Below are 22,045 nucleotides of genomic sequence, written 5' to 3' on the forward strand. Positions count from 1 at the left end.
TAAAACCTGTCAAGTTTTAAAGTTTATTCGGCAAAACGAATATTCACCTTCCCTATACCGGCTTTAACACGGATGGTATGTAGCGCATTCTGATTGTTGATACGGAATGTGGAGTCGAGCCCTTTCGCACTGCGTCCGTCTATTAGTATCGAACCAATCCCTGAGGTAGCATTGATCAAATAATCATCTTTTTTACCGTTTATACGCATATCTATTTCGCCGATTCCGGCATTGATATCAAGGTTCTTGAAAATCCTGCCGTCAAAAGATGTTTCACCGACACCGGTGTTCATCACCGTATTCGTAAAGCTGCAATTACGGAAGACCGTTTCACCGACGCCCGTTTTGATGTCCACATTTGAGGCGGTAATATTTTTAATGTCTATAGCAGCAGCCCCGGCATTTAGTGTAAACCGCTGATTTGCCGTAAAGCTGTCAAGGAGTAATGAACCCGCCCCGATGTTGATGTCAGCGGTATCAAATAGCATATTTTGAGGAATTTTTACTGTGATTACAATTTTAGCACGTCCTATATTAGGGCTCCATCCAAAAAACCAATTCCATTTACGCTCCTTTTCCGTGCTGATCATCAAGGTATTTCCCTCAGCTTGTACCGAAGCTCTCATTTTCTTTGTGTTATTCATGATGCTGTAGGTAACGGATTGCTTATCGTGCGGTATAATTCGCAGCGTGACATAAGAAACATCCGCTTTAAGCCGGTTTAAAGCGGATATGCTGGTAGACAGCTGTGTTTCATGCATATCAGCCGATAGGGCAATACCGGTATTCTTGTTATCCATATTCCACTCCTCGTCCATACTCCACTTTTCATCGTGATATTCGTTATAGAAAGTCTTTTTAACGCTACCACCCATCAGAATTCCAATGATGATGAGCAATCCCCCAATTCCGATAATTGCAAATGCCGTTCGAATTCTTCTTTTCATCTATACATCCTAAAATAAGAACACCAAGCCGCCGAAAAATAATCCTGCCAATAAAAGGGGGATGCCGAACAAAATGGCAATAATCAACGTAATACTAAAGATGAGGAGCTTAAATGAGAACTTTAGCAGGCCGCCTGCGATGGCAAAGACTAATCCCCCCATTCCGAATAAAGTAAGCAAAAGGCATAAAATAATAATTGTCAGCATTTACTTTTTCCTTATTGCTCCATATCATTTTCACCTTTGCGGACATATTCATATTCGAGCGGTTCCTCTTTTTTGATGGGCATTACCAATGCACAAATAATGTAGCAGAAAATGCCGCTTCCGAAAAAAAGAGTCGCAAGAATCCACAACAACCGGATAACGGTTGAGTCGATATCAAAGTATTCGGCAATACCGCCGCATACACCACAGATTTTTTTATCGCTTTCGCTTCGATAGAGTTTCTTTTTCATATAGTCCTCCAATGTGTGTGGTTTTGAGAATCACTAAAAGTTCATTTGAGCTTTTGGCAATGCTCGTTCATCTATTTATTTGATTTGTTCTTAATATGCTTCCCAATACCGGCAATTAAGGCGCTGATGCCGTAAAAAATCAGGAGTGCAAAACCTACCAGTATTAATGCACTGCCGAAGAGTAATAAGGCAGTAGCAGAGCCGAAAAACAATGTGCCAATGCCTTTGATAAAAATGGCACCTGCTGCAATTATCAAGGCAAAAACAACTGCAAATCCGGCAAATCCAAGCGCTACGATGGTTACCACTGCGGCGATGATAAGCGGCACCGCAACAGGTGCGGCGCAAATCGCCAGTATGGTAAACCAAAAAGCACGCCAGCCGCTTTTAGTAGAGGCTCGGGCTTTTTTTGCTTCTTTTACAGCATAATCGGATAAAATTTTTGAAGCAACGTGTGCGGGGCTTCTCAGTTCCCGTATGACTTCTTGTTCATTTTGGCTGCCGGCCTCCTCAAAGTATTCTTCATAATATTGCAATGCAGCTCGCAAATCTTCTTGCGGTAACCGGTGCAGCCGCGCGGCAAGCTCGAGCATAAATTCTTTACGGGTCATGAACGTTGTGCTCCTTTAAAAATTTTTTCGATCAATTCCTTGTAAGACTTCCATTCGTCACAGTATAGGCTCTGCTGCCGTTTTCCTGCGGGTGTTATACGATAGTATTTTCTATTGCGTCCATCAATGGGCATGTCATACGTTTCTAGAAAACCCGCCGTTTGCAGCCGTTTTAATACCGGATAGAGTGTCGATTCGGAAATAGACATGACGTCCTTTACGTCTTGCGTTAGCTTATAGCCGTAGGAATCTTCATTACTCAAGAGGGCAAGCACACAGGCTTCAAGCAGTCCTGAGTTAATTGAAAAAAGCACCTTCACCTCCCGATGTTTATATGGAAATCGCTAAAAACTGAAATTTTTAGTCCTTTCTCTTAAGCGTGTTGGTAAACATCTACAAATCTTTGAAAATCTCACGGAGCTTCTTACTATCTCCTTGTTTTACACTGTAATTATTATAATATTATTTATAATATAATATGTTGTCAAGTATGATATTTAAGAAAAAATAAACTGATGCGTTTGTCCTAACTTATCTGTCTATTAAAACTTTCTTAAATGATATATACTTTTAACCGATAATTGAAAACGATGATGTGTATAAAAAAAATTTTTGCAGCGCTATTTTTTTTCTCAAGCATTCTCACGGCTTCGTTTACCGGTAATGCGGTATTTGAATTAGGTGGAAAAAACGGCTGGGGTATGCTGCAGTATACGGAAAATATCCAGATGTGTCCGGGAAAATATGGGAATCCCGGCATTTCGCTCAGCAGCAGTGTTCCAAAAATAACGCAGGAAACCGATCTGTATCTTAATTTCGATTCCCCTTCCATCGTAGAAGAGACCAGCTCCTATACGGTTGCTTCCTCGAGTATGCGTTTTGCAGGAGCTGAACAAGCAAAACTGGGAGCCGGTGCTGCAATGTGCAGCCCTCATGTAAAAACAGCCGGTTTGGTTTTAAAACCTCAAAAAGGCTCTTTTTTCGGAGGTGAAAGTTCTGCCGGTTCGTTTACGATTGAGTTTTGGATTGCACCGTCGGTTACCGAAAACGGTAGTATTATTCTTCAATGGTATTCCTCATATTTTGAAAGAGAACGCTTAACCGATCAGCATATTATCGCACAGATCATTCAAAATAAGCTGCAGTGGGATTTTTTTAACATTTGGCAGGATAAATACAATAATGGTATTTCCATTCAGCTGAGAGGACGCACCAATTTAATTCCTTCGAAGTGGTCGCACCATCTGATTACGTATGATGAAGAAATCGGGTTGTTAGAATACCGAATGAACGGGCATACGGAGAATATCGTCTACATTACCGAGAATGGGCGGGAAAGTGATGCTGTTTTATTATCAAAAATGGGGCATGCAGCCGATCTTTCAATTGGGGTGCAGTATTCGGGAATGCTTGATGAGATGAAGATAACCAAACGGTTTGTCGAACCGCCGACTTTTGCCGAACAGACGGCACTGTTTGACCGGTATCACCTTAACGGCGGCCGGTTTGAATCTCTGATTATTGATGCAGGCGGTTCTCTGTCCGAGGCAAAGCGGCTGATTGTTTCTGCTGATACGCCGGTACAGACAGACGCAGTGTTCTTTATTCGCTCCGGGGAAAACCGTTACACATGGACGGATACGGAACCTGCATGGAAACCTATACGCAGCGGGCAGACAATTACCGGAATGCAAGGCCGGTTCTTTCAAATTGCAGGAAATTTATATCCGGATGCGGAAGGACAAAAGACACCGATTGTACACTCCATCAGTCTTGAATATGAAAAAGATTCAGAACCGCTGCCGCCTGCACGATTATTTGCAGTGCCGAAGGACGGCGGAATCGAACTGTCATGGACGCCCTCAATCGATTTTGATGTAAAAGGTTATATGGTTTATTACGGAGAGCGCCGAGGCGAATATTTTTCGGCGGGCTCGCCTTTGAATGTGGGTAACGTTCTTTCTTATCGCATACCGAATTTGCATAACGGTAAAATTTATTTTTTTGCTGTTGCCGCCTATGATGATGAGTCCGGTACGCGGGTAGGGACGTTTTCTCAAGAAGTATGGGCAAGGCCGCGGAAGGAATAGCGGCCTTTAGAGGAACTATGTCGGAGTCACTTGATTTTATCTTTGAACGTGCAAATTCAGCTTTAATTACTCAAGACTTTGAATATGCCGAACGTTTGTTGACCAATGCGCTGAAAAAGCATCCGGATATGTTGCCGGGTGACAGGGAAAAAGTTGAGAGCTTGTTAGCGCGTGTGTATGGAGATGAAGGTAATCTTGAACAGTCGCTTGCAACCTATCTCCGCTTATATGAACGTGCTCCCGATAATATTGACTTGATGCTGAGTCTCGGCCGTATTTATCGGCATTTGGGACGTTATGACGATGCGCTTGAGATATTAACTAAAGCGCAAGCAGCCGGCGGTGATACCGACGAAGTATTGTATAATTTTGCAAAAACCTATAAAAGAATGGGCGACTATGCAAAATCTGCGGAGTATTTTTCCCGTGCAATCGAAGTTAAGCCCGACCATGCTCACGCCTATGACCGGCTCGGTAATCTTTATGTCTTAACCGGTGAGACGGATAAAGCAATTGAAATATATAAACAAGGTCTTCGTGTAGACGCTAATCATCCCTATTTAAATTTTCACCTTGCCGGACTTTTACGCAAAGAAAAGCGGTATGAAGAAGCGATTGTATATTACAATTCGGCACTTCGTGTTAATCCTGCATGGGGTGAAGTGTTAGCGGGTATCGCTGCTGCGTATTTAGAGTTGGATAAACTTGATGATGCGTTGAATGCCTATCGCTCGTTGCTTCGTGTAACCGGTGAAAATGCCTCGGTCTATACTGAGCTTGGTTATCTTTTTGAAAAGAAACAGCTTCAGCAGGAGGCTGAGCAATACTATTATGATGCATTGGCAATCGATTCCGGGTACGCTCCTGCTGCACTTGCCTTAACGAATCTTTTAGAAAAAAAGCAGCGATATAACGAAGCGCTTCCGATACTGCTTACTGCAGAAGCTGCACCGGTAAATGCCGACAATCATGCCTTACGGCTTAAAGCTATTCAAATGTGCATGTATGCTAAAGATTATGCAAAGGCATACGAGCTTTTGGGGCGGCTGGACACGGAACATAGTAACAGCCTCAACGCACTAAAACTACGGGGGCAGCTGTTTGCCCTTACAGGTGAGCTTGAGCAAGCTGAAGATACCTTCAAACAAATATTAAAAATGGCACCTTCAGCAATAGAGTTCCGTCAAGAACTTGCAGAACAATACCTCTTGGCTCATAAATATGAGGAAGCAAAGGAGCAGCTTAAACTCTTCTTGCGGCAAAAGCCGAGCGATATTTCTGCGTTGATGGCATTAGGTAGAACTGAAGAATTGCTGAATAATCCTCAAGCTGCATATCAGGAATATCAAAAAGTGCTCGAGTTAAAGCCGAATGCTATTGAAGCCCGCTCCGCTCTTTCGAGATTATTCCAAAAAAGGGGAGACACACTTGAAGCGTTAAAAACAGCAAATGAGATTCTTAATATGCAGAGTGGCTTCGAATCGGATGCTCCTGAACAAGATATAGCTGCCTCGCTTGATCTCTATGAGCAGGCTGCAGAAAAGTATATAGCCGATCCGTTGTTAACTAAAAACCTTGAACAGCTAAAATCCGATGATTCATATCTTTATATATCTCCGTCCGAATTGAATCCGGAGCCGAAACAAAGTATTCCTTCATTGAGGGATATATCGATGTCCGAACGGGAGCTCCCTTTTGAAATGCTCATCGAAGGAACGGAAGAGGTAAAAGAACTTCCGCCGGAAAAAGACGATGCTGCACTCGGCGGTATCCAATTAATCGGCGCCCAACAATCGGATATAGCCGGTCAGTCGTCATTTCCCTCCTATTCAAGCGCGGGGGTTGAACCCTATACGTTCGGTGCAGGAAATTCAGATACTGCCGGCTTTGCCGCAGCAGGGAACAGCGCCGGCGGTGCACCGCAAATAAGCAGCCGTCTACCGAATGGTCAAGTAGGGGCAGCCTCCAATGAGACGTTTGCTTCACCTGTTGATGAACTGTATCTTAATCCCGATCACGTTGAAAACAACGCCGCCCTTGGCGTTGGCGGTATATCTCAAAAAAATGTACAAGCGCTGTATAAACGCCAGAATCTTCTTCGCGACGAGGTAGTACAGGAAAGATTGAAAGATCTGGATGTCTACGGCACGACAATCGGTTTTTTGCAGGATGTCATTTCAGATATTGATAAGCAGCTTGATGAAAATCGATATGCTCAGGCTGTTGAGGTTTTAGCAGAAAAGATTGCCGAAAACCTGAGTCGAAAAATGCCGCTTCAATCAGCTCTTCTAGAACAAGAACCTGAGGAGCAACAGATTCAATCGGATGAGCAAGCAGTGCAAGAATCGGCGGAAATATCCCAAGACGAAACAGCCCCAGCCGCCGTAGAAGAAGTCGTTGCAGTAACGGCAGCCGGAGAAGAAGCAGAAGAAGACGGGCTGCAGATTGCCGAAATGCAGGAAACTTTCTCTGATATGGAAGAAGATTGTGCTCCGGTTGATAGGGATGTATCGGTGCATGATGATAGCGTGCAGGTTATCGAAACTACAGAAGAAGATATTTTTGGCACCGAGGAAGATAAGGCGGTTTCGCTTGAAACCGAAACGATTCCGGTTGATGAAATAATGGATCAAGATTATTCCGAAGTGGTTACAAAAGACGCAACGGAAGAAGAATCTGTAGATATTTCATCTGATTTCAATCAAGAAGAAGGCACGGACGTTACCGTTGATACTGATGAAGACTCTGCTTCCGAAAATTTGGAAAGCAAGGAAGTATATGCGCCGAGTGATAACGAAGCTCCGTTTGTTCTTGATCAAGAACAGAAAAACCTTTTGTGGTGCCATGCAAAACATCAGATTAAAGACTCGCCTTCGCTTGAACAATATCTTAATACTACGGATCCTGAGCAGCTTGCTCAGTTGTTCTTGTATTTGCGCGATCTAGCTATCTATCTTCCACAGGAAGAACTTGAAGTTTTCCTTAATAGCAGCGAAAGAATACAGATTTATTATATTATTGCTCGATTGTCGGGAGAATTGGGGCTTAAAGAACGGGCGAACCTTATTAAGCAGGCTTCTAGTGTAGCGAATGATCATCTCCCGTATAATGATGCGGCTGTATTTAAATTGCTCAGCTATTTGCGTGATTTAAGTATTGAGTTACCTGATCAGGAATTAGGAACAAGAGTAAGACAAGAGTTGGAACAAGTAATGGCGAATATGTCGGCAGTGTTGCCTGACTTATCATAAGATAAAAAAATGTCAGACTGGTGTCTGTTATTTTAGGAGAAAAGAATGGAATTGAATAAGTATATCGATCATACTTTATTAAAGCCGAATGCTGTAGAGTCGGAAATTATTGCATTGTGTAAGGAAGCGAAGGAATATCATTTTGCTTCAGTTTGTGTGAATCCTTGTAATGTCGCATTGGTAAAAAAAGAGCTTACGGGTTCTGATGTTATGACGTGCAGCGTTATCGGCTTTCCGTTTGGCACGCAGACAACCGAAGTAAAATGTGCTGAAACCGATCAGGCTATAAAAGACGGCGCCGATGAAATCGATATGGTGATCAATATCGGAAAACTGCTGGAAGGAAATACTGCGTATGTCGAAAAAGAAATTGCTGCGCTTGCCTCGCTTTGCCATGCGAAAAAAGCTCATTTAAAGGTAATCGTCGAGACCTGCTATTTGTCCGAAAAGGATATTGCGAATGTCTGTGCCGCGGTTGAACAAGCCGGAGCAGATTTTATTAAAACATCTACCGGTTACGGTTCACGTGGAGCATCGCTTGAGGATATTGCATTATTTAAAAAATACCTCAAAAAGGATACAAAGATTAAGGCTTCCGGAGGTATCCGCAGTCGCGAGGATGCGCTTAAATATATAGAGGCGGGATGTTCGAGGATTGGCACCAGCAGCGGCATCAAAATAATTAAAGGATAAATGATGCGCCGTTAGTGGATATTTTGCTGTATAATACAGTAAGGCTGTAACATTCAAGATTTTTCGATATTCACCGATAATTAGACTGTCGGCCTGTCGGAATATGTATGTCGGATATTAGTAGAGGCGCAAAAAGGGTTTTAGAATGAAAGATATTGAGTATTTAAAATCGCGACCGAAGTCGGATACGCATAATCACCTTAACTTGAGCATGAAGTATGAACGCTACAAGCATTGGGCTGGTATGGCTATTCCGAATTTTCCCCGTAAAATGACCGGCCTCGATGAAATGCACATGGTAATCGGTACTTATACCCGCCCGCGCTGTCAAACGGCAAAGGATGTTAAGGATCTTTTTGAAATGTCCATTCAGGATGCAATTGCCGATAATGTTGTCTGGCTTGAGACATCCGTCGATATAAATTTTCTAAAACATTATGATAACAATCTTGACAAGTTCTTATCGGATATTTCGGGGCTTGTTTCAAAGTACAAAAAGCAAATTGAAATACGTCCGGAAGTCGGCATTTCGAAGACACTTGACCGCGATTTTATTCGTACATGGGTATATCCACTTTTTGAAAGCAAGATATTCAACAATGTTGACTTATACGGTCCGGAAGTTTTTGAGGGTATTGAAGATTTTGTCTATATTTTTAAGCTTGCCGAAAAATATAATATAAAAAAGAAAGCGCATGTCGGAGAATTTTCCGATGCACAGTCTGTCCGCCGCTTTGTCGAACTTTTCGATTTGGATGAGGTGCAGCACGGTATCGGGGCAGCTGCCGATGATTCGGTGCTGCAATTCTTGGCCGACCGTAAAATACGCTGCAATGTATGCCCGATGAGTAACGTGATGCTGAGCGCAGTACCGAGTTTAAAAGAACACCCCATCAAAAAAATGATCGATGCAGGCATTCCGATAGGGCTCGGTACTGATGACCTGTTATTCTTTGGAAAGACAAACAGCGATCAGCTCTACGATATGCTTAAATGCGGATTGATTACGGACGCCGATGCTGAAATGCTGATGGCGGTGCGCGATTAAGCGATACGCCGCTCCCGCTTCTCTTGGAAAACTCTAAAAGCTAACCGAGTTTTTAGAGATGCTCTCTTATTTAATTGCTACCATCAACACCATTATATCAGACGGGCGGATGCCGGGAATTCTGCTTGCCTGTCCGATCGTTGCGGGCATTACCCGCTTTAAGCGCGCAAGCGATTCCGTCGAAAGCCCCGAAACCCCATCGTAGTTAAAATTCGGCGGGATGCGGCTCGTTTCCATCTTCTTCATTTTATCAATTCGTTTATCCTGCGCAATAATGTAATGCTCATAGCGGATTTCGAGTTCCGCCGCGTTTTTAATTGCTTCAGAATACTGTGCACTTGCGGGATCGCATCGGCAGATCAGCTCAAGCGGGATGAGCGGGTCGTGCAGCGCGTCGGCGAGTGATTTACCGAGATGACACTGCAACGCGGCTTCCGCCTCTACAATGCTGCCGGTAATTTTCAACTCCCGCCAGTGTTTGATAAGCTCGCCGCGCTGCACAAGTTTTTCCTGTAGGCGGGTAAAGGCGCTTTGTTTTTGCAAGCCGATGCGGTATGCCCGCTCGGTGAGCCGCTCGTCGGCAGTATCGTGCCGGAGCTTGAGCCGGTATTCGGCGCGGGCGGTGAACATCCGGTAGGGTTCATCGACCCCTTGCGTGATAAGGTCGTCGATCATTACGCCGATGTAGGCTTCGTCGCGGCGGAGTGTAAACGGTTCGTAGGTCGCCGGTTGTGCGTTGCTGTGGCTGAAAGCCCTGGCGTACAGCGTTGCGTTGATTCCGGCGATGAGGCCTTGACCGCCCGCTTCTTCATAGCCGGAGGTTCCGTTGATCTGCCCTGCGGTAAAAAGCCCCGCGATTCGGCGGGTTTGTAAGTCCGGCCCCAGCTGCAGCGGAGAGACAACCGCGTAGTCAACCGCATACGCGGGGCGGGTGATTACGGCATCGGAAAAACCGGTCAGAGTGCGGAGCATTTGATCCTGCACATCCTCCGGCAGCGAAGATGAAAATCCGTTGATGTACAGCTCATCGCTCATCAGGCCTTCCGGTTCGATATACAGCTGATGCCGCGTGCGTTCGGGGAACTTCCGTACTTTGTCCTCGATGGAAGGGCAGTAGCGGGCGCCCGTTGCGTGAATTTTTCCCGAAAAAAGCGGCGAGCGGTGAAAGTTTTGCCGGATAACCTCGTGGGTATGCTCGTTGGTGTAGCAGACATAGCACACTGCCGAGGGGCGGAATATTTCCGCCGTGTCGAAGGAGAACGGGCGCATCACCGCATCCGCCTCCTGTATTTCCAGCTGAGAAAGATCGACGGATTTTCTCAGTACGCGGCAGGGGGTACCGGTTTTGAGCCTACTCATCGTGAAACCCTTGCGTGCAAGGGCGGTACCGAGTCCGATTGCCGCTTTTTCACCAAGACGGCCTTCTTCAGCTTCGAACTCGCCGATGTAGATTTTCCCTTCCATAAAGGTTCCGGTGGTAAGCACCACTGCCCGCGCGGAAATTGTCCTGCCGCGCGCCGTCAACACCGCTTGTATGGTTCCTCCATCCACAAGCCCGCTTTCCGCAGTCTGCGAGGAGATAACATCAACAACCGTATCTTGATAAATATGGAGATTTTTTTCTTTTTCGAGGGTGTACTGCGCAGTCTGCGCATATAAGAATTTGTCCGCCTGAATGCGGGGGGATTGCACTGCCGGCCCGCGGCTTTTATTGAGAAGGCGGTATTGAATCATACATGCATCGGCGAGTTTTCCCATTTCGCCGCCGAGCGCGTCTATTTCCCGCACGATATTGCCTTTGGAAACACCGCCAATCGAGGGGTTGCAGGACATCCTGCCGATAGTATCAACCGTTTGTGTAATAAGGAGGGTTTGTGCGCCCATCCGTGCAGCAGCGAGCGAGGCTTCGATGCCCGCGTGCCCTCCGCCGACGACAATCACGTCATAGTCCGAATAACGAAAATTCATAGCGGATATTATAGCGAAACGGCTCCTGTTTGTCTGGCATAGATTTGTATTTTCGGCTATAACTATGTAAAAAGCAAGGCACCCGCTTGCAATATTGCCGGTGTGTTTGCCTGCTGTGAAATGTTTATAGTTGGAGACGGTTATGGAAATAGGAATTAAGGGCGATGCCAACTTTGTTGTTACAAAGGAAATGCTCGCAACTGCGGTGGGCAGCGGAACGGTAGAGGTATTTGCAACGCCGGCTATGATTGCTCGAATGGAAGATACGGCAACGCGCAGCGTGATGCCGTATTTGGACGAGGGGCAGGCCACGGTCGGTACACATGTGGATGTACGGCATCTTGATGCAACCCCCGAAGGAATGAAGGTGTTCATCCATACCGAATTGGTAGAGATCAACGCAAATGGAAAATTTCTGACCTTTCAGGTTGAAGCGCGTGATGAGCGCGGTGTGATAGGCAGTGGTATCCATGAACGGGCGATTATCAATGTCGGCCGGTTTATGGAAAAAGTGAATAAGAAGAAAAACGCATAACACAAATTACATGTACGGGAAACCTCAAAAAACGAGATTTTTAGAGGTTCCTACTATTTTAATACGATGAGTATCTTTTAAAAATGCAGATGAACGGCGAAATATATCAGGATAATGAAATAGACGAATTCGGTATTATACGCGGAGAAAAACGTGTTGGGGATGAAAAAGATCGCGCGCTGCGCCCGCAGCTTTTGAAGGATTTTCAGGGTCAGGAAAATATCAAAGAAAACCTGTCGGTCTTTATTCAAGCGGCGCGGAGTAGGGGAGAGAGCCTTGATCATCTTTTTTTGATTGGACCTCCCGGGCTGGGAAAAACTACCCTTGCACAAATTACCGCGCAAGAACTTGGAGTTGAATGCAAGATCACCGGGGCACCCGCTCTCGATAAGCCTAAGGACTTGGCAGGTATTTTGACAACGCTTTCCGAACGGAGCGTATTCTTTATTGACGAAATCCACCGGTTAAAACCTGCTATCGAAGAGATGCTCTATATCGCTATGGAAGATTACGAGCTTGACTGGATTATCGGGCAAGGGCCGGGGGCGCGGACTGTCCGTATCCCGCTGCCGCCGTTTACGCTGATCGGTGCGACAACCCGTGCTGGGATGGTTTCGAGTCCGCTTATCAGCCGGTTCGGGATTGTGCAGCGCTTCGAATTTTACAGCGACGAAGAGCTTGCTTCCATTATTATGCGCTCCGCCGATATTCTTCAAATCAACATCGGGAAAAAAGCGGCCGTTGCACTTGCCCGCTGTTCCCGCGGAACGCCGCGCGTTGCCAACCGGCTGCTGAGGCGTATGCGGGATTTTGCATTTATTGAAGGCAGCGATACTATCCGCGAAACAACCGTTGCGCAAGGCTTGGAAAAATTGCACATCGACCGGCTTGGTTTGGAAAACTATGACCGGCAGATACTTCGCTCTATCATCGAAAACTACGGTGGGGGACCGGTCGGGGCAGAGACGCTTGCGATCTCCATCGGAGAGTCGCAGGATACGCTTGAAGATTACTACGAACCCTACCTTATTCAAACGGGATTGTTACAGCGTACTCCCCGCGGACGTATGGTTACGGAAAAAGCATACACCCATCTCGGACTAAAAATTCCGGCGTCAGCAGCACAAACCGGCAGCCTCTTTGAGTAGGTGAGGCTACACGGTTACATCCGTTGTTCATGATGTTGTTACCCTTTGTACTTCCGTTTACATTGGGCAATAACAAGTTTTTTCATAAAAGCAAAGCAGGGTGGGCTTAGGGCAGCGCCCTAATTGGTTTTAAATTTAGAAACTTCTTGAGCAAGACTTTCTATGCTTTGTTTGTTTTTCTGAGTAATTGTGTTGACTTCTTGGATTGCATTGTTGATTTCAATAGCACCTGAAGCCATTTCGTTCATGCTGTCGGTAATAGTGCGGGTAAGATTGTCCAATTTGTACATTTCTTCCGCAACACCCTCACCGCCTTTCAGCATTTCCTCAGAGCCGGCTTGAACTTCAGTTGTTACCATATTGATGTTTTTAATCGCGGAGAGGACTTCTCTACTGCCGTTTTCCTGTTCTCTCATCGATGCGGTAAGTGTGTCGCTCATTGTCTTTACCTGCTCGGCAAGCGTAAAAATGGCGTTGAATTTTTCTTCGACCGTTTTAGAGGAAGCCGAAAGCGTTTCAATCTCGATGCTGAGTGTTTTTAAGGTTGTAGTGATGTTTTTTCCCTGCATGGCAGAATCTTCTGCAAGCTTTCGGATTTCATCTGCGACTACGGCAAAACCTTTGCCCGCCTCTCCTGCATGAGCAGCTTCGATTGCAGCATTCATTGCAAGAAGATTCGTCTGTGAGGCAATATGCTGGATAACATTTGAGGCTTCCATAAGAGAGCCGGACTCTTCGGCAATTTTTTGCGTTACGGTATTTGATGTTACCAATGTTGCTTTACCGTCGTTCGTTGCAGAGGTTAAATCTTTTATAACCGTGTCGGTTTTTCCGAGTGTTTGTCCGATAGAGGCAATATTGGCAACCATTTCTTCAACCGATGCGGAAGATTGGGCAACGCTTGCTGCTTGTACTTCAATACTCGCGTTCAGCTGTTTAATGGTTCGGACAATCTCTTCTATAGTAGAGGCGGTTTCGGTAACGCTTGCCGCTTGCGTTAAGGCTTGTTGTTTTAATCCATCGATGTTTGCGCTGATTTGGTTTACCGAACTTGCCGTGGTGGTCATATTTTCGGCAAGCTCGTTTCCGGTGGTTTGCATGGTAGCGCTGTTTTCTCCAACTGTTTGGATTGATGTACCGATCTTTTCAATTGTTTGGTTAAAATATTCCGACATATCGGTAATTTCGTCATTCCCTAGTATCGGTAAACGTACCGTTAAATCGCCTTCTCCTTGGGCAATGTTCTGCAGTGCCGTAACAGCCTGACTAATCGGTTCGATAATATTGCGTGCAATGAAGTACACAATAACAAGCGCGACAATCAAACTGATGGTTGCCATAATACCCATGATTCGTTGTAGGTCGTCCAGTGTTCCCATAAACTCTTCAACCGGAGCTCTGATAATGACCGACCATCCTGATATCCCGATGGGCGAAGCAGTTGCAATGTAATAGGTTCCTTTGTAGGTGTAGTATCCCATTTCGTTTTTGCTGCCGTCTAAAATGTACTGTGTAAATACCGCAAGGGAATCGTACTCGCGGTCTTCTTTGGCTTTTTCGATAGCATTGAATTGTGTTTGAACTAAAGAAAAATCTTTGTTCGCAATGATCGTACCGGTTCTACCGATAATATATGAATTTCCTGTTTTTCCGATCACGATATCGCTGATTTGCTTCGATAAAAATTCCGGAGGGACAACTGCGCATAATACACCGATAATTTCTTGATTTTCACCTCTAATCGGTACGGCAAGAATGATTTGGAGCGTATTGAGCTTGCGGGCAAGCTGAGGTTCCGTAATAAAATTAGCTCCTTTTATAGCTGCAGTGAACCACTCTCTATCGCCGAGGAAAACTTCGTTCCCGTCCGTATCGGAGCAATTGCCTTGCATATTGCATACGGCAAAAGCTTTTATGTCTTCATTACTCTCTGCTTCTCGAACGAGTGTTTGAGCCTTTTGCCGAAGAGAAAGCGAATTGTCCCTTAAAGAAGGCATACGGGAAACGCCTTCGATAAATTGAAAGAGAGCACCGAGTTTCCCGTCTATAATTAAGGCGATATCAGCTGCTTTATCGGCGAGATGGTCTTCGATTTTTTCGGAAACAGCTTTACGGGCAGTGTAAATTGCCAAACTTCCTTCGATAGTTAATGCAACAGCGATTAAAGCTCCAAAAATAAGAATAAGTTTTCTTTTGAGCGAGAATCGTTTTTTTCCTTTTGATGTACGCATAAAAATCCCTTTCCTTTCTATAAGATTACGTATAGACCTTTTATGAAAGCGTGTCTAGCTGATAAATGTATTTTTTTCAATAGCTCGTTTTATGTTACAGTAGTGCTTCATTAACATGATTTACTATACTAATGGAACCGTTTTGTGTAAAATCATCACCGAACTTTTTAGATTGAGTTTTTTAATAATAGAGGAGCGGGACGTGAGCATCGAAACGGTATATCAACAAACATTATTGGATTATTCGCGAAGAGCGGAACATAAACATCAGTTGGACGGAGCGACCGGCATTGAGCGCGGGCATAATCCCAGCTGCGGCGACGATTTAACTTTGCTGATTAAGCAGAAGGACGGGATCGTTGAGGACGCTTCTTTTTTAGGCGCGGGGTGTGCGGTTTCAACCGCTTCCACCAATATGCTGATCGATTTAATCAAAGGCAAAACGGTTAAAGAGGCGCAGCATTGTCTTGAGGTGTTTTTTAATATGATGGCAGGAAAGCCGCAGTCAGAGGAAGAATTGGAGAGCCTCGGTGATGCGCAGATTCTTAGCTATTTTGCCGAAATGCCTGCTCGTATTAAATGCGCGACACTGAGCTGGCACAGCGCACAGGTGCTGCTTAAATAAGATAATCGAGCGTCTTACAACAACCGTACCGGAAACTGCGGGGCTGTTAAAAATAGGTCGATGTGATTGCTCTGCAAGACAGCTCGAAATATAAAATAACCACATACCATTACGGAAGATATGATATGGAAACTAAAATGATGGATAAAACAAATAGACCGACATTAACCGGAAATTGGGAACCACAGAACAAACTGCGGTTGGAACGCTTGATTGCGGAAAAAGCTTTTGCGAACAACTATGCCGTCTTTGATTGGGATTATACGTGTATCTTCTATGATATACAGGATAGCCTTTTTCTGTATCAGCTTGAGCACCTTTGTTTTAACCTGACGCCCGAACAGTTTGCCGTTACTATTCGGCACGAAATTCCGCAGAATATTCCGCTCGTCGGCTGCTTTAATAGCGAAGGGCGGCAGCTCACTGCAGCTGATCTTTCGGCGGATTTGGATGACCGCTACCGGTTCTTATATCATGCATATCAACATTTGAACGGAACGCTTCCGCTTGAGGAAGTTGTGCAAACCGAGGAGTATCTCGATTTTAAGACAAAAATTCTGACGCTGATGCGGTATGCGGTAACCGTTTGTGATACCGATATTTCTCAATCGGTATGCACGGGAATGACGCTTCCCGAATTGAATAGTCTTGTAGAAAAAACGATTGCCGAAGCGCTTACCGCTGAAATAAAACAATACACGCTCGTATCACCCGTGCGGCAGGCAGGGAGAGCCGGTGTCGTTACCGCAACGTACCGGAAGGGTATACGGATACAGCCGGAAATACGGGAGCTGTTCCGCCGCTTTGAAGAACACGGCATTACTCCCTACATCTGCTCCGCCTCGCAGGAGGACGGCGTGCGGGTGTTTGCCTGTAATCCTGCGTATGGCTACTGCCTCCGTCCCGAACAAGTATTCGGCAGGCGGCGGCTGCGGAATGTCGACGGCGTGTTTACCGATGAGCGGGATTACTCCATTCCGCAAACGTGGCGGGAAGGAAAGGCGGAGGCGATACGGACGTTGGTTGCTCCGCGGCACGGTGGGAAAGCTCCCATCCTTATTGCGGGCGACAGTGACGGCGATTTTTGTATGATGGATGCGTTCAAAAATGAGGCATTGCTGCTTATCCTGTACCGCAATCAAAAGCCGCACGAACAGCTCTACCCGCTGATACGGCAGGGACTCGCCGAGCGCAATGCCCCCGATGCATCGATTATCGTACAGCATCGGGATGAAGAGACGGGGCTATTTATTTCCGATGTGTCTGATTGTGCCGACGGTTCTGTGAACGTCCTTTAGACGGTTTGGCTCGTCCGCCGGAGTTTTTGGGGCCGCGCGCTGTCGCCGATTTTTGTCCCAGCTGCTTGAGCTCTTCTACCCGCTGCGGATCGTAGAAGCCTTCCTTCCAGTTAAAGCGCACCGAGTCGGGGAGGGGAGTACCGTTTCGCAGCGACTGTAAAATAAACCGATAAGCGCGGCGTTCAACGCTCGTATGCGAAAAATCCAGCAAAAAGCGTGAGAACTGATGATGCTGCAAGGCATGGTAGCGGTCTACAACCGAGAACGGCTTGTCGGACAGTACAAAAGAGGCGGACGGTGTAGAAAAAGCTCTGAATGCCTCGCCTTGCTTGTCGGAAAAGTAGAGGAAGTTGTAGTTTTTCGGCAGCGTAAAGCGCATCCTGAACAGCACGGAATACGAAAAAAGCGGCAGCAGTACCTGCGGGCGCAGCTCCGGCGCAAACACCGTTTCGATATTCGCCTGAGAGCTTTCGGCAGGGGGGATATAGGCGCAGATACCGTTCTCCTGCAGCCACGAAACCGCCCAGCAGTTAAAGGTGTAGAGGTACGGCCCCGCGACTAAAAAGTTCTTTTTATTGCGGAGCATGGAAATATGCGCCGGATTATTCACGATAAATTGCGTATACCCCTGTGCGGTGAGCTGTTCCAGCTGCTCCGCAAGGATAGGCTCCTGTTCCTGCGGCACAAAGGGATCAAGCGAAATAAAGATTTCCCGTTTGGAGAACGGCAGCGGTTTTGCCTGCTGCTGATTTTGCTGCTGCGGATTGGGTTGCTGTCCAGTCAGCGCCGGATAGGTGTCCTCATTCAAATTGATAATAACCCGCACCGGTTTATCTGCAAGGATGGTATGTAAATCGGCAATGGAAGAAACCTGAACGTAGAGCCCTTCGGGGAAAATATCCGCAGGCTTTTTCGCAAGGCTTTTTTTGACGGATGTCGCGGATGGCGCGGTTGCTGCAGCCGCTGATTTCGCGGGCTGTGCAGCTCCGGCAGGTGTCGATGTTGCTGATTTTGAAGGCCCAGCCTTGTTTGTATCGCCGAGGGTAGGGAAGCCCCCTTCGAGCGTCAGCACTGGCAGGGCTTCGTCGTTGGGTTGTTTCCGGTATTTTTCGAGCGAGGCAGGCAGCAAATGTGGGTAGCGTTTGGTCATCGCCTTGGTCTGCAAGAGATATACGCTGTCGCCTTTACCGGAATCCGCAGGCAGTTGCAGCCATGCACCGGATTTGCTTTCCATTATATCCTGAATTTTCCAGCTTTCGCGTCCGCTGTCGTCCTTCTTATGAATGCGCACCGAGTCGCCTTTCTCCGGCGTATAGTGCCCGTCTTTCAGCTGTACATAGTGTACCGCCCGCGTACCGTCTTTGAACGGGACTTCCTCCACGGCGCCTTTTTTAATGCCGTCGATAATGCCGAGGTAGATACCGGTGCCGCCCGCCTGATCGGGGTTGAGCACTTCTTCCGCGCGGGTGCTTTTAAAGCGGTAGCCGGTTTTTTTCCGTGCAAAATCGTTCGCTAAGATACGCTTGCCCGTTTCCACCGCCGCCTTTTTATCGGCTTCCCAGTTGTCGATGACATACCGGTAGGCGGATACCACCGTGCCGACATACTCGGCGCTTTTCATTCTTCCTTCTATTTTAAATGAGGCAACGCCTGCCTGTATCAAATCGGGGATATACTCGATGAGCTGTAAATCTGCGGGGGAGAAAAAGTAACCTTCCCGGTCGCCCTCCGGTTCATGCGCGGTATAGAGGCGGCGGCACGCTTGGGTACACATCCCGCGGTTCGCCGACTTTCCGCCGAGGTAGCTCGAAAAAAGGCAAAGTCCCGATTCGCTGACACAGAGCGCCCCGTGTACGAATACCTCCAGCTCGCAGGAGGTGTTTGCATGGACAGCGCGGATTTCTTCCAAGCTCAGTTCCCGGGCAAGAACCGTCCGCGACACCCCCCAGCGGCTCATCGCATTGGCTGCCTTTGCGCTTGCAATATTGAGCTGTGTTGAGGCGTGGAGTTTGAGATTCGGAAAGTGTTTGTGCGCCATTTGAATCAGCCCGAGATCCTGCACGATGATGCCGTCAGGGCCGACATTGTTGAGATATGCCAAGAACCGATAGAGCCGCTCCATCTCGTTCTCGGTTACAACCGTATTGACGGTAACATATATTTTTTTATTCCGCTTATGCAGTACATCAACCGTTGCCTCAAACTGATTCCACGCAAAGTTTGAAGACCGCATACGGGCATTAAAGCTCTTTAAACCTAAATAAACGGCGTCCGCCCCTTCCGCAATCGCTGCTTCTAATGCTTCGGGATTCCCCGCCGGTGCTAATAACTCGACCATCCCGCTATCATACCGGAAAAAAGCGGCGCTGCATAGATATAGATATGGGTTTGTCCGTGATGTCGGTGTAATTGGGGAGGGCTTCCCGATGACCTTCTACTGGAAAGCTTAGACTGCGCCGAAACACGTGATTGTTGTATTGTTTTCTAAAGTATTTTTAGCGATGCTATCTTTATTATCAAGAATATTTTGTAAGTCTTGAGTAATATCTTTTGAGTTTTTATTATTTAGTAACTCATGATTCGTTGTAAGTATTTTTCCATTTTGATATTTATTTGGACTTGATAACTTTTCTGCTGTTCTGGAATCTATTTCAATGGCTTTAAGAATGTTTCCTTCTTTATCAAACAACACCACAACAAGAATATCGAAATCCCAGCTTCGAATTACATTTAAACTTGTTGTTTTTAATCGATCTATCTTTCTTGATTTCACTTGTATAAGTCTTCCGTCTTTTGTTTTCAAATCAGCGCTTTTATTTGAAGCAGGTAACTGTTCTGCATTATAGTATTTACCTACGAGTATTTCAGCAAACTCGCCGACTTCGTTTGCTGTACCACCCATTGCTGAGGTTAATAAATAACTTGCATTATTGTACTTTTTCCATAATGATACAAGAAAATTAAATTCCATGTTTATTCCTTTATTATTTGTGACCACAGTAAGATTTCTTGCTAGACCTTGAGCGGCTATCTGCGTATCAAAAGGTCCAATCGGAATTCCTTTATTTTCAAGATACGCTCTAATCATTCCGTACGTTTCTGTATCTTCGGTCGTAAAATCTATTATGTTAGTAAAATCGGAACAAAAATTCTGTGCACTACCAACTTAACTGCCGCTTAATCTGCATTGTCGCAAAGGCAATGTCAGGCTGAAGCGGGTGTTATGTGTTCCTTCTTATAAACTTAATCCTTTGTTACGTAATCTATTTCTCGTTCAATTTTTAAAATAATATGCTTTGGTAATTTTGAAAGTCTTTCTTTTAGACGAAATTTGTCTACCACAATAATTTGATGAACAAGTGCAACAGAATCTTTTGGTAGCCCTGATTCTTTTTTCGAGATAAAAACATTACCTTTTAATTCTGCATTTACGGTATTAGATGTAAGAGGTATAACAATTTTTGTATTTAATCCATTCAAATTATCTTTGTCAGATTGTATTATTACGGCAGGTCTTTTCATACCCGGTTCACTTCCAAATGGAATACCAAAATCAAGCATATAAACATCACCACGAGTCATTTTTTACAGTCTCCCAGACAGTCGTTAAATTTACTTCTCTCATTTTTTGCAACACTTCTTCTTCTGATAATTGAAAAGTTTTTTTATTTACAACATCTGCAATAAAACTAAGCAGATGAAGCTGTTCCGTTAAAGAAAAAGAAAGAACTTGATTTTCAACATACGCAAGTGCATCAGACATATTTCACCCCCATATATCTTATTTATACACAAATTCATATTTTTGTCATTTAGTTTGTATTCTTTTACAACAAAACCATCATACATCTATAATATATTAAATTTTAAGATATTCATATATTTTTTTAATTATATATTTCGTCTATGTATAATTAAGTATATTAAAGATAAAGAAAAACGATTTATTTATAAATTATAAGATATTCTATTCGCGATAGAATGGAGCTGACTTCCTAAAATACTCCTAAATACAAATGAGGGAGCTGTAAAAAATGAGAATGGGTGTTCAAAACTAAGTGAAAAAACCGCATCGATATAAGTTAAGCCAATGTTATTCATATTCGATTATTATACGCGAGTTTTCTGACATTGAAAATGGTGCCATTGGTGAAGCGCTCGAACGAATTCAAAGCGATTTAGCGGAGTGTATGCCTCAGCTGGAATTTGACATACAGGTTATCGAATGCTAATACGGCACTTCTCTTACACTTTCAGCGTCCGCAGGTAGTTCTTTATTTCAGGAGAAATCCGGCGGCTCTCTATCGCTTTTTGAATGGTTTTGTTGTGGGTAAAGGGAGCAAGCGTTTGCTTTTTGATATAGGGGAGCGCGGCATCGTACTGTTTAATTAGCGCAAAGCTGAAATACCACGCAATCATCATATTGATGTAATACTCATCCGATTTTACAGAGGCAACAAGTTCGAGCATTTCCGGTTTAAACCGGTCATCAAGGTAATTCGACAACAAGAGATTGATGGCATAACGGACGGTATAGGTGCGGTGCGACCGTATCCAGAGCAAAATTTTTTGATATATCTCATCTGGGTGTTTTTTAAAGAGCGGCGGTGCAAAGGTATCGCAGGTTGCCCAGTTGTCGATAAACGGTAAAAACCGTTCCGTTTCGGTTATAGCGGTTTCAAAATCTTTGATATTTTCGATGAGGAATGCGTGGAGATTGTTCTCTTCAAAATACCGATGCGGAAGTGTTTGCATAAAAGCGGCAGCCTGCTTCGGTTCTGTCTTAAACAGGTCTTTCGCAAATTTTCGTAAAAGAGGTGTCCGTATTCCGATCATGAGTTTCGGGTCAACGGTGGGGATGAGTTTTGCATTAAAATCCCGATATGCCGTATCTTGCATCGACAAGAGCTTACTTTGAATTGATTCCATCATTTTCTCCATGGTAATTGTAGCGGACACTTTGCTAGATACCCCGCAGAAAACTAAAGACTATTCAAGCAGAGTTGAACCTCTTCGCGGTTCAAATGCTTGCCTAATCTTTAGTTTTCTGCGCCGTCTGTTTTTTTTGTCCGGTACAATTACCCTCTTTTTAAAATAGGCTGCGAAATTTTAGATAAAATTTCGCACGACAAGGAAAGCAAT

General features: G+C 45.1%; 20 protein-coding genes. 8 read left to right on the forward strand and 12 right to left on the reverse strand.

The genetic code is table 11. The features are described 5' to 3' along the window. Positions 1–23 precede the first annotated feature (23 nt). From E4N66_RS00870 to E4N66_RS00890, 5 genes are all read right to left on the reverse strand, one after another. A complete protein-coding gene (locus E4N66_RS00870) occupies positions 24–947 on the reverse strand; it encodes a DUF4097 family beta strand repeat-containing protein (RefSeq protein ID WP_253728600.1) in 924 nt (307 codons plus the stop codon). A 9-nt stretch (positions 948–956) separates the two neighbouring features. Continuing rightward, the gene (locus E4N66_RS00875) at positions 957–1,154 is read right to left on the reverse strand and encodes a hypothetical protein (RefSeq protein ID WP_253673255.1); all 198 of its coding nucleotides are present in this window, start codon (positions 1,152–1,154) and stop codon (positions 957–959) included. Between the two features lie 11 nt (positions 1,155–1,165). Then, a complete protein-coding gene (locus E4N66_RS00880; protein ID WP_253728601.1) occupies positions 1,166–1,405 on the reverse strand; it encodes a PspC domain-containing protein in 240 nt (79 codons plus the stop codon). A gap of 71 nt (positions 1,406–1,476) precedes the next feature. Further along, on the reverse strand, positions 1,477–2,016 hold the full coding sequence (locus tag E4N66_RS00885; RefSeq protein WP_253728602.1) for a DUF1700 domain-containing protein: 540 nt from the start codon (positions 2,014–2,016) through the stop codon (positions 1,477–1,479). Next, positions 2,013–2,330 carry a PadR family transcriptional regulator gene (locus E4N66_RS00890; RefSeq protein WP_044014649.1) on the reverse strand — a complete coding sequence of 106 codons (318 nt, stop codon included), beginning with the start codon at positions 2,328–2,330 and terminating at the stop codon, positions 2,013–2,015. The genes E4N66_RS00885 and E4N66_RS00890 overlap by 4 nt, the downstream gene beginning before the upstream one ends. Positions 2,331–2,606: 276 nt before the next feature. Between E4N66_RS00890 and E4N66_RS00895 the strand changes: the two genes are divergently transcribed. The 4 genes from E4N66_RS00895 to E4N66_RS00910 all read left to right on the forward strand — a co-directional run bounded on the left by E4N66_RS00895 (position 2,607) and on the right by E4N66_RS00910 (position 9,098). Beyond that, a complete protein-coding gene (locus tag E4N66_RS00895) occupies positions 2,607–4,106 on the forward strand; it encodes a LamG domain-containing protein (protein WP_253728603.1) in 1,500 nt (499 codons plus the stop codon). Positions 4,107–4,123: 17 nt separating this feature from the next. After that, entirely contained in the window at positions 4,124–7,357 is a 3,234-nt protein-coding gene (locus E4N66_RS00900; RefSeq protein WP_253728604.1) for a tetratricopeptide repeat protein, read from the forward strand. Positions 7,358–7,402: 45 nt separating this feature from the next. Beyond that, positions 7,403–8,050 (forward strand): deoxyribose-phosphate aldolase, encoded by a 648-nt coding sequence (gene deoC, locus E4N66_RS00905; protein WP_253728605.1) that lies wholly within the window; start codon positions 7,403–7,405, stop codon positions 8,048–8,050. Between the two features lie 145 nt (positions 8,051–8,195). Beyond that, entirely contained in the window at positions 8,196–9,098 is a 903-nt protein-coding gene (locus E4N66_RS00910; RefSeq protein ID WP_253728606.1) for an amidohydrolase family protein, read from the forward strand. Positions 9,099–9,164: 66 nt separating this feature from the next. Here E4N66_RS00910 and mnmG read toward each other — a convergent pair whose 3' ends face one another. Next, positions 9,165–11,066: a tRNA uridine-5-carboxymethylaminomethyl(34) synthesis enzyme MnmG gene (gene mnmG, locus E4N66_RS00915; RefSeq protein ID WP_253728607.1), complete on the reverse strand. Its 1,902-nt coding sequence runs from the start codon at positions 11,064–11,066 to the stop codon at positions 9,165–9,167. A 142-nt stretch (positions 11,067–11,208) separates the two neighbouring features. On the opposite strand from mnmG, the gene E4N66_RS00920 reads away from it, so the two are divergent. Both E4N66_RS00920 and ruvB read left to right on the forward strand, forming a co-directional pair. Next, positions 11,209–11,601, forward strand: a complete 393-nt coding sequence (locus E4N66_RS00920) for a thioesterase family protein (protein WP_253728608.1) — start codon at positions 11,209–11,211, stop codon at positions 11,599–11,601. Positions 11,602–11,690: 89 nt separating this feature from the next. Next, positions 11,691–12,749, forward strand: coding sequence for a Holliday junction branch migration DNA helicase RuvB (ruvB, locus tag E4N66_RS00925; protein ID WP_371922451.1), 1,059 nt, complete (start codon positions 11,691–11,693; stop codon positions 12,747–12,749). A gap of 119 nt (positions 12,750–12,868) precedes the next feature. On the opposite strand, the gene E4N66_RS00930 is transcribed toward ruvB, so the two are convergent. Further along, complete coding sequence (locus E4N66_RS00930; RefSeq protein ID WP_253728610.1) at positions 12,869–14,980, reverse strand: methyl-accepting chemotaxis protein; 2,112 nt, start codon at positions 14,978–14,980, stop codon at positions 12,869–12,871. 202 nt (positions 14,981–15,182) lie between these two features. On the opposite strand from E4N66_RS00930, the gene sufU reads away from it, so the two are divergent. Continuing rightward, complete coding sequence (sufU, locus tag E4N66_RS00935) at positions 15,183–15,605, forward strand: Fe-S cluster assembly sulfur transfer protein SufU (protein ID WP_016522648.1); 423 nt, start codon at positions 15,183–15,185, stop codon at positions 15,603–15,605. Between the two features lie 125 nt (positions 15,606–15,730). Then, a complete protein-coding gene (locus E4N66_RS00940) occupies positions 15,731–16,903 on the forward strand; it encodes a haloacid dehalogenase-like hydrolase (RefSeq protein WP_253728612.1) in 1,173 nt (390 codons plus the stop codon). Here the strand turns inward: E4N66_RS00940 and E4N66_RS00945 are convergent. The 5 genes from E4N66_RS00945 to E4N66_RS00965 all read right to left on the reverse strand — a co-directional run bounded on the left by E4N66_RS00945 (position 16,854) and on the right by E4N66_RS00965 (position 21,844). Then, complete coding sequence (locus tag E4N66_RS00945) at positions 16,854–19,241, reverse strand: peptidase U32 family protein (RefSeq protein ID WP_253728613.1); 2,388 nt, start codon at positions 19,239–19,241, stop codon at positions 16,854–16,856. The two genes, E4N66_RS00940 and E4N66_RS00945, sit on opposite strands and share 50 nt — an antisense overlap. Positions 19,242–19,349: 108 nt before the next feature. After that, positions 19,350–19,991: a DUF6998 domain-containing protein gene (locus E4N66_RS00950; protein WP_253728614.1), complete on the reverse strand. Its 642-nt coding sequence runs from the start codon at positions 19,989–19,991 to the stop codon at positions 19,350–19,352. Between the two features lie 155 nt (positions 19,992–20,146). After that, complete coding sequence (locus E4N66_RS00955; protein WP_253728615.1) at positions 20,147–20,485, reverse strand: type II toxin-antitoxin system PemK/MazF family toxin; 339 nt, start codon at positions 20,483–20,485, stop codon at positions 20,147–20,149. After that, complete coding sequence (locus tag E4N66_RS00960; RefSeq protein ID WP_253728616.1) at positions 20,472–20,666, reverse strand: hypothetical protein; 195 nt, start codon at positions 20,664–20,666, stop codon at positions 20,472–20,474. The genes E4N66_RS00955 and E4N66_RS00960 overlap by 14 nt, the downstream gene beginning before the upstream one ends. Before the next feature lie 482 nt (positions 20,667–21,148). Next, positions 21,149–21,844 carry a DNA alkylation repair protein gene (locus E4N66_RS00965; protein WP_371922452.1) on the reverse strand — a complete coding sequence of 232 codons (696 nt, stop codon included), beginning with the start codon at positions 21,842–21,844 and terminating at the stop codon, positions 21,149–21,151. Positions 21,845–22,045: the final 201 nt, after the last annotated feature.

The organism is Treponema sp. OMZ 857 (assembly GCF_024181085.1).
Taxonomy (GTDB): domain Bacteria; phylum Spirochaetota; class Spirochaetia; order Treponematales; family Treponemataceae; genus Treponema.

Excerpts from the sequence above, each read along its gene's own strand:
- E4N66_RS00880 (WP_253728601.1), bottom strand. The coding sequence starts at position 1,405 with ATGAAAAAGAAACTCTATCGAAGCGAAAGCGATAAAAAAATCTGTGGT.
- mnmG (WP_253728607.1), bottom strand. The coding sequence starts at position 11,066 with ATGAATTTTCGTTATTCGGACTATGACGTGATTGTCGTCGGCGGAGGG.
- E4N66_RS00920 (WP_253728608.1), top strand. The coding sequence starts at position 11,209 with ATGGAAATAGGAATTAAGGGCGATGCCAACTTTGTTGTTACAAAGGAA.
- E4N66_RS00900 (WP_253728604.1), top strand. The coding sequence starts at position 4,124 with ATGTCGGAGTCACTTGATTTTATCTTTGAACGTGCAAATTCAGCTTTA.
- E4N66_RS00945 (WP_253728613.1), bottom strand. The coding sequence starts at position 19,241 with ATGGTCGAGTTATTAGCACCGGCGGGGAATCCCGAAGCATTAGAAGCA.
- E4N66_RS00955 (WP_253728615.1), bottom strand. The coding sequence starts at position 20,485 with ATGACTCGTGGTGATGTTTATATGCTTGATTTTGGTATTCCATTTGGA.
- E4N66_RS00940 (WP_253728612.1), top strand. The coding sequence starts at position 15,731 with ATGGAAACTAAAATGATGGATAAAACAAATAGACCGACATTAACCGGA.
- E4N66_RS00960 (WP_253728616.1), bottom strand. The coding sequence starts at position 20,666 with ATGTCTGATGCACTTGCGTATGTTGAAAATCAAGTTCTTTCTTTTTCT.
- E4N66_RS00885 (WP_253728602.1), bottom strand. The coding sequence starts at position 2,016 with ATGACCCGTAAAGAATTTATGCTCGAGCTTGCCGCGCGGCTGCACCGG.
- E4N66_RS00950 (WP_253728614.1), bottom strand. The coding sequence starts at position 19,991 with ATGATTAGAGCGTATCTTGAAAATAAAGGAATTCCGATTGGACCTTTT.
- ruvB (WP_371922451.1), top strand. The coding sequence starts at position 11,691 with ATGAACGGCGAAATATATCAGGATAATGAAATAGACGAATTCGGTATT.
- E4N66_RS00965 (WP_371922452.1), bottom strand. The coding sequence starts at position 21,844 with ATGGAGAAAATGATGGAATCAATTCAAAGTAAGCTCTTGTCGATGCAA.
- E4N66_RS00870 (WP_253728600.1), bottom strand. The coding sequence starts at position 947 with ATGAAAAGAAGAATTCGAACGGCATTTGCAATTATCGGAATTGGGGGA.
- E4N66_RS00875 (WP_253673255.1), bottom strand. The coding sequence starts at position 1,154 with ATGCTGACAATTATTATTTTATGCCTTTTGCTTACTTTATTCGGAATG.
- E4N66_RS00910 (WP_253728606.1), top strand. The coding sequence starts at position 8,196 with ATGAAAGATATTGAGTATTTAAAATCGCGACCGAAGTCGGATACGCAT.
- E4N66_RS00895 (WP_253728603.1), top strand. The coding sequence starts at position 2,607 with ATGATGTGTATAAAAAAAATTTTTGCAGCGCTATTTTTTTTCTCAAGC.
- deoC (WP_253728605.1), top strand. The coding sequence starts at position 7,403 with ATGGAATTGAATAAGTATATCGATCATACTTTATTAAAGCCGAATGCT.
- E4N66_RS00930 (WP_253728610.1), bottom strand. The coding sequence starts at position 14,980 with ATGCGTACATCAAAAGGAAAAAAACGATTCTCGCTCAAAAGAAAACTT.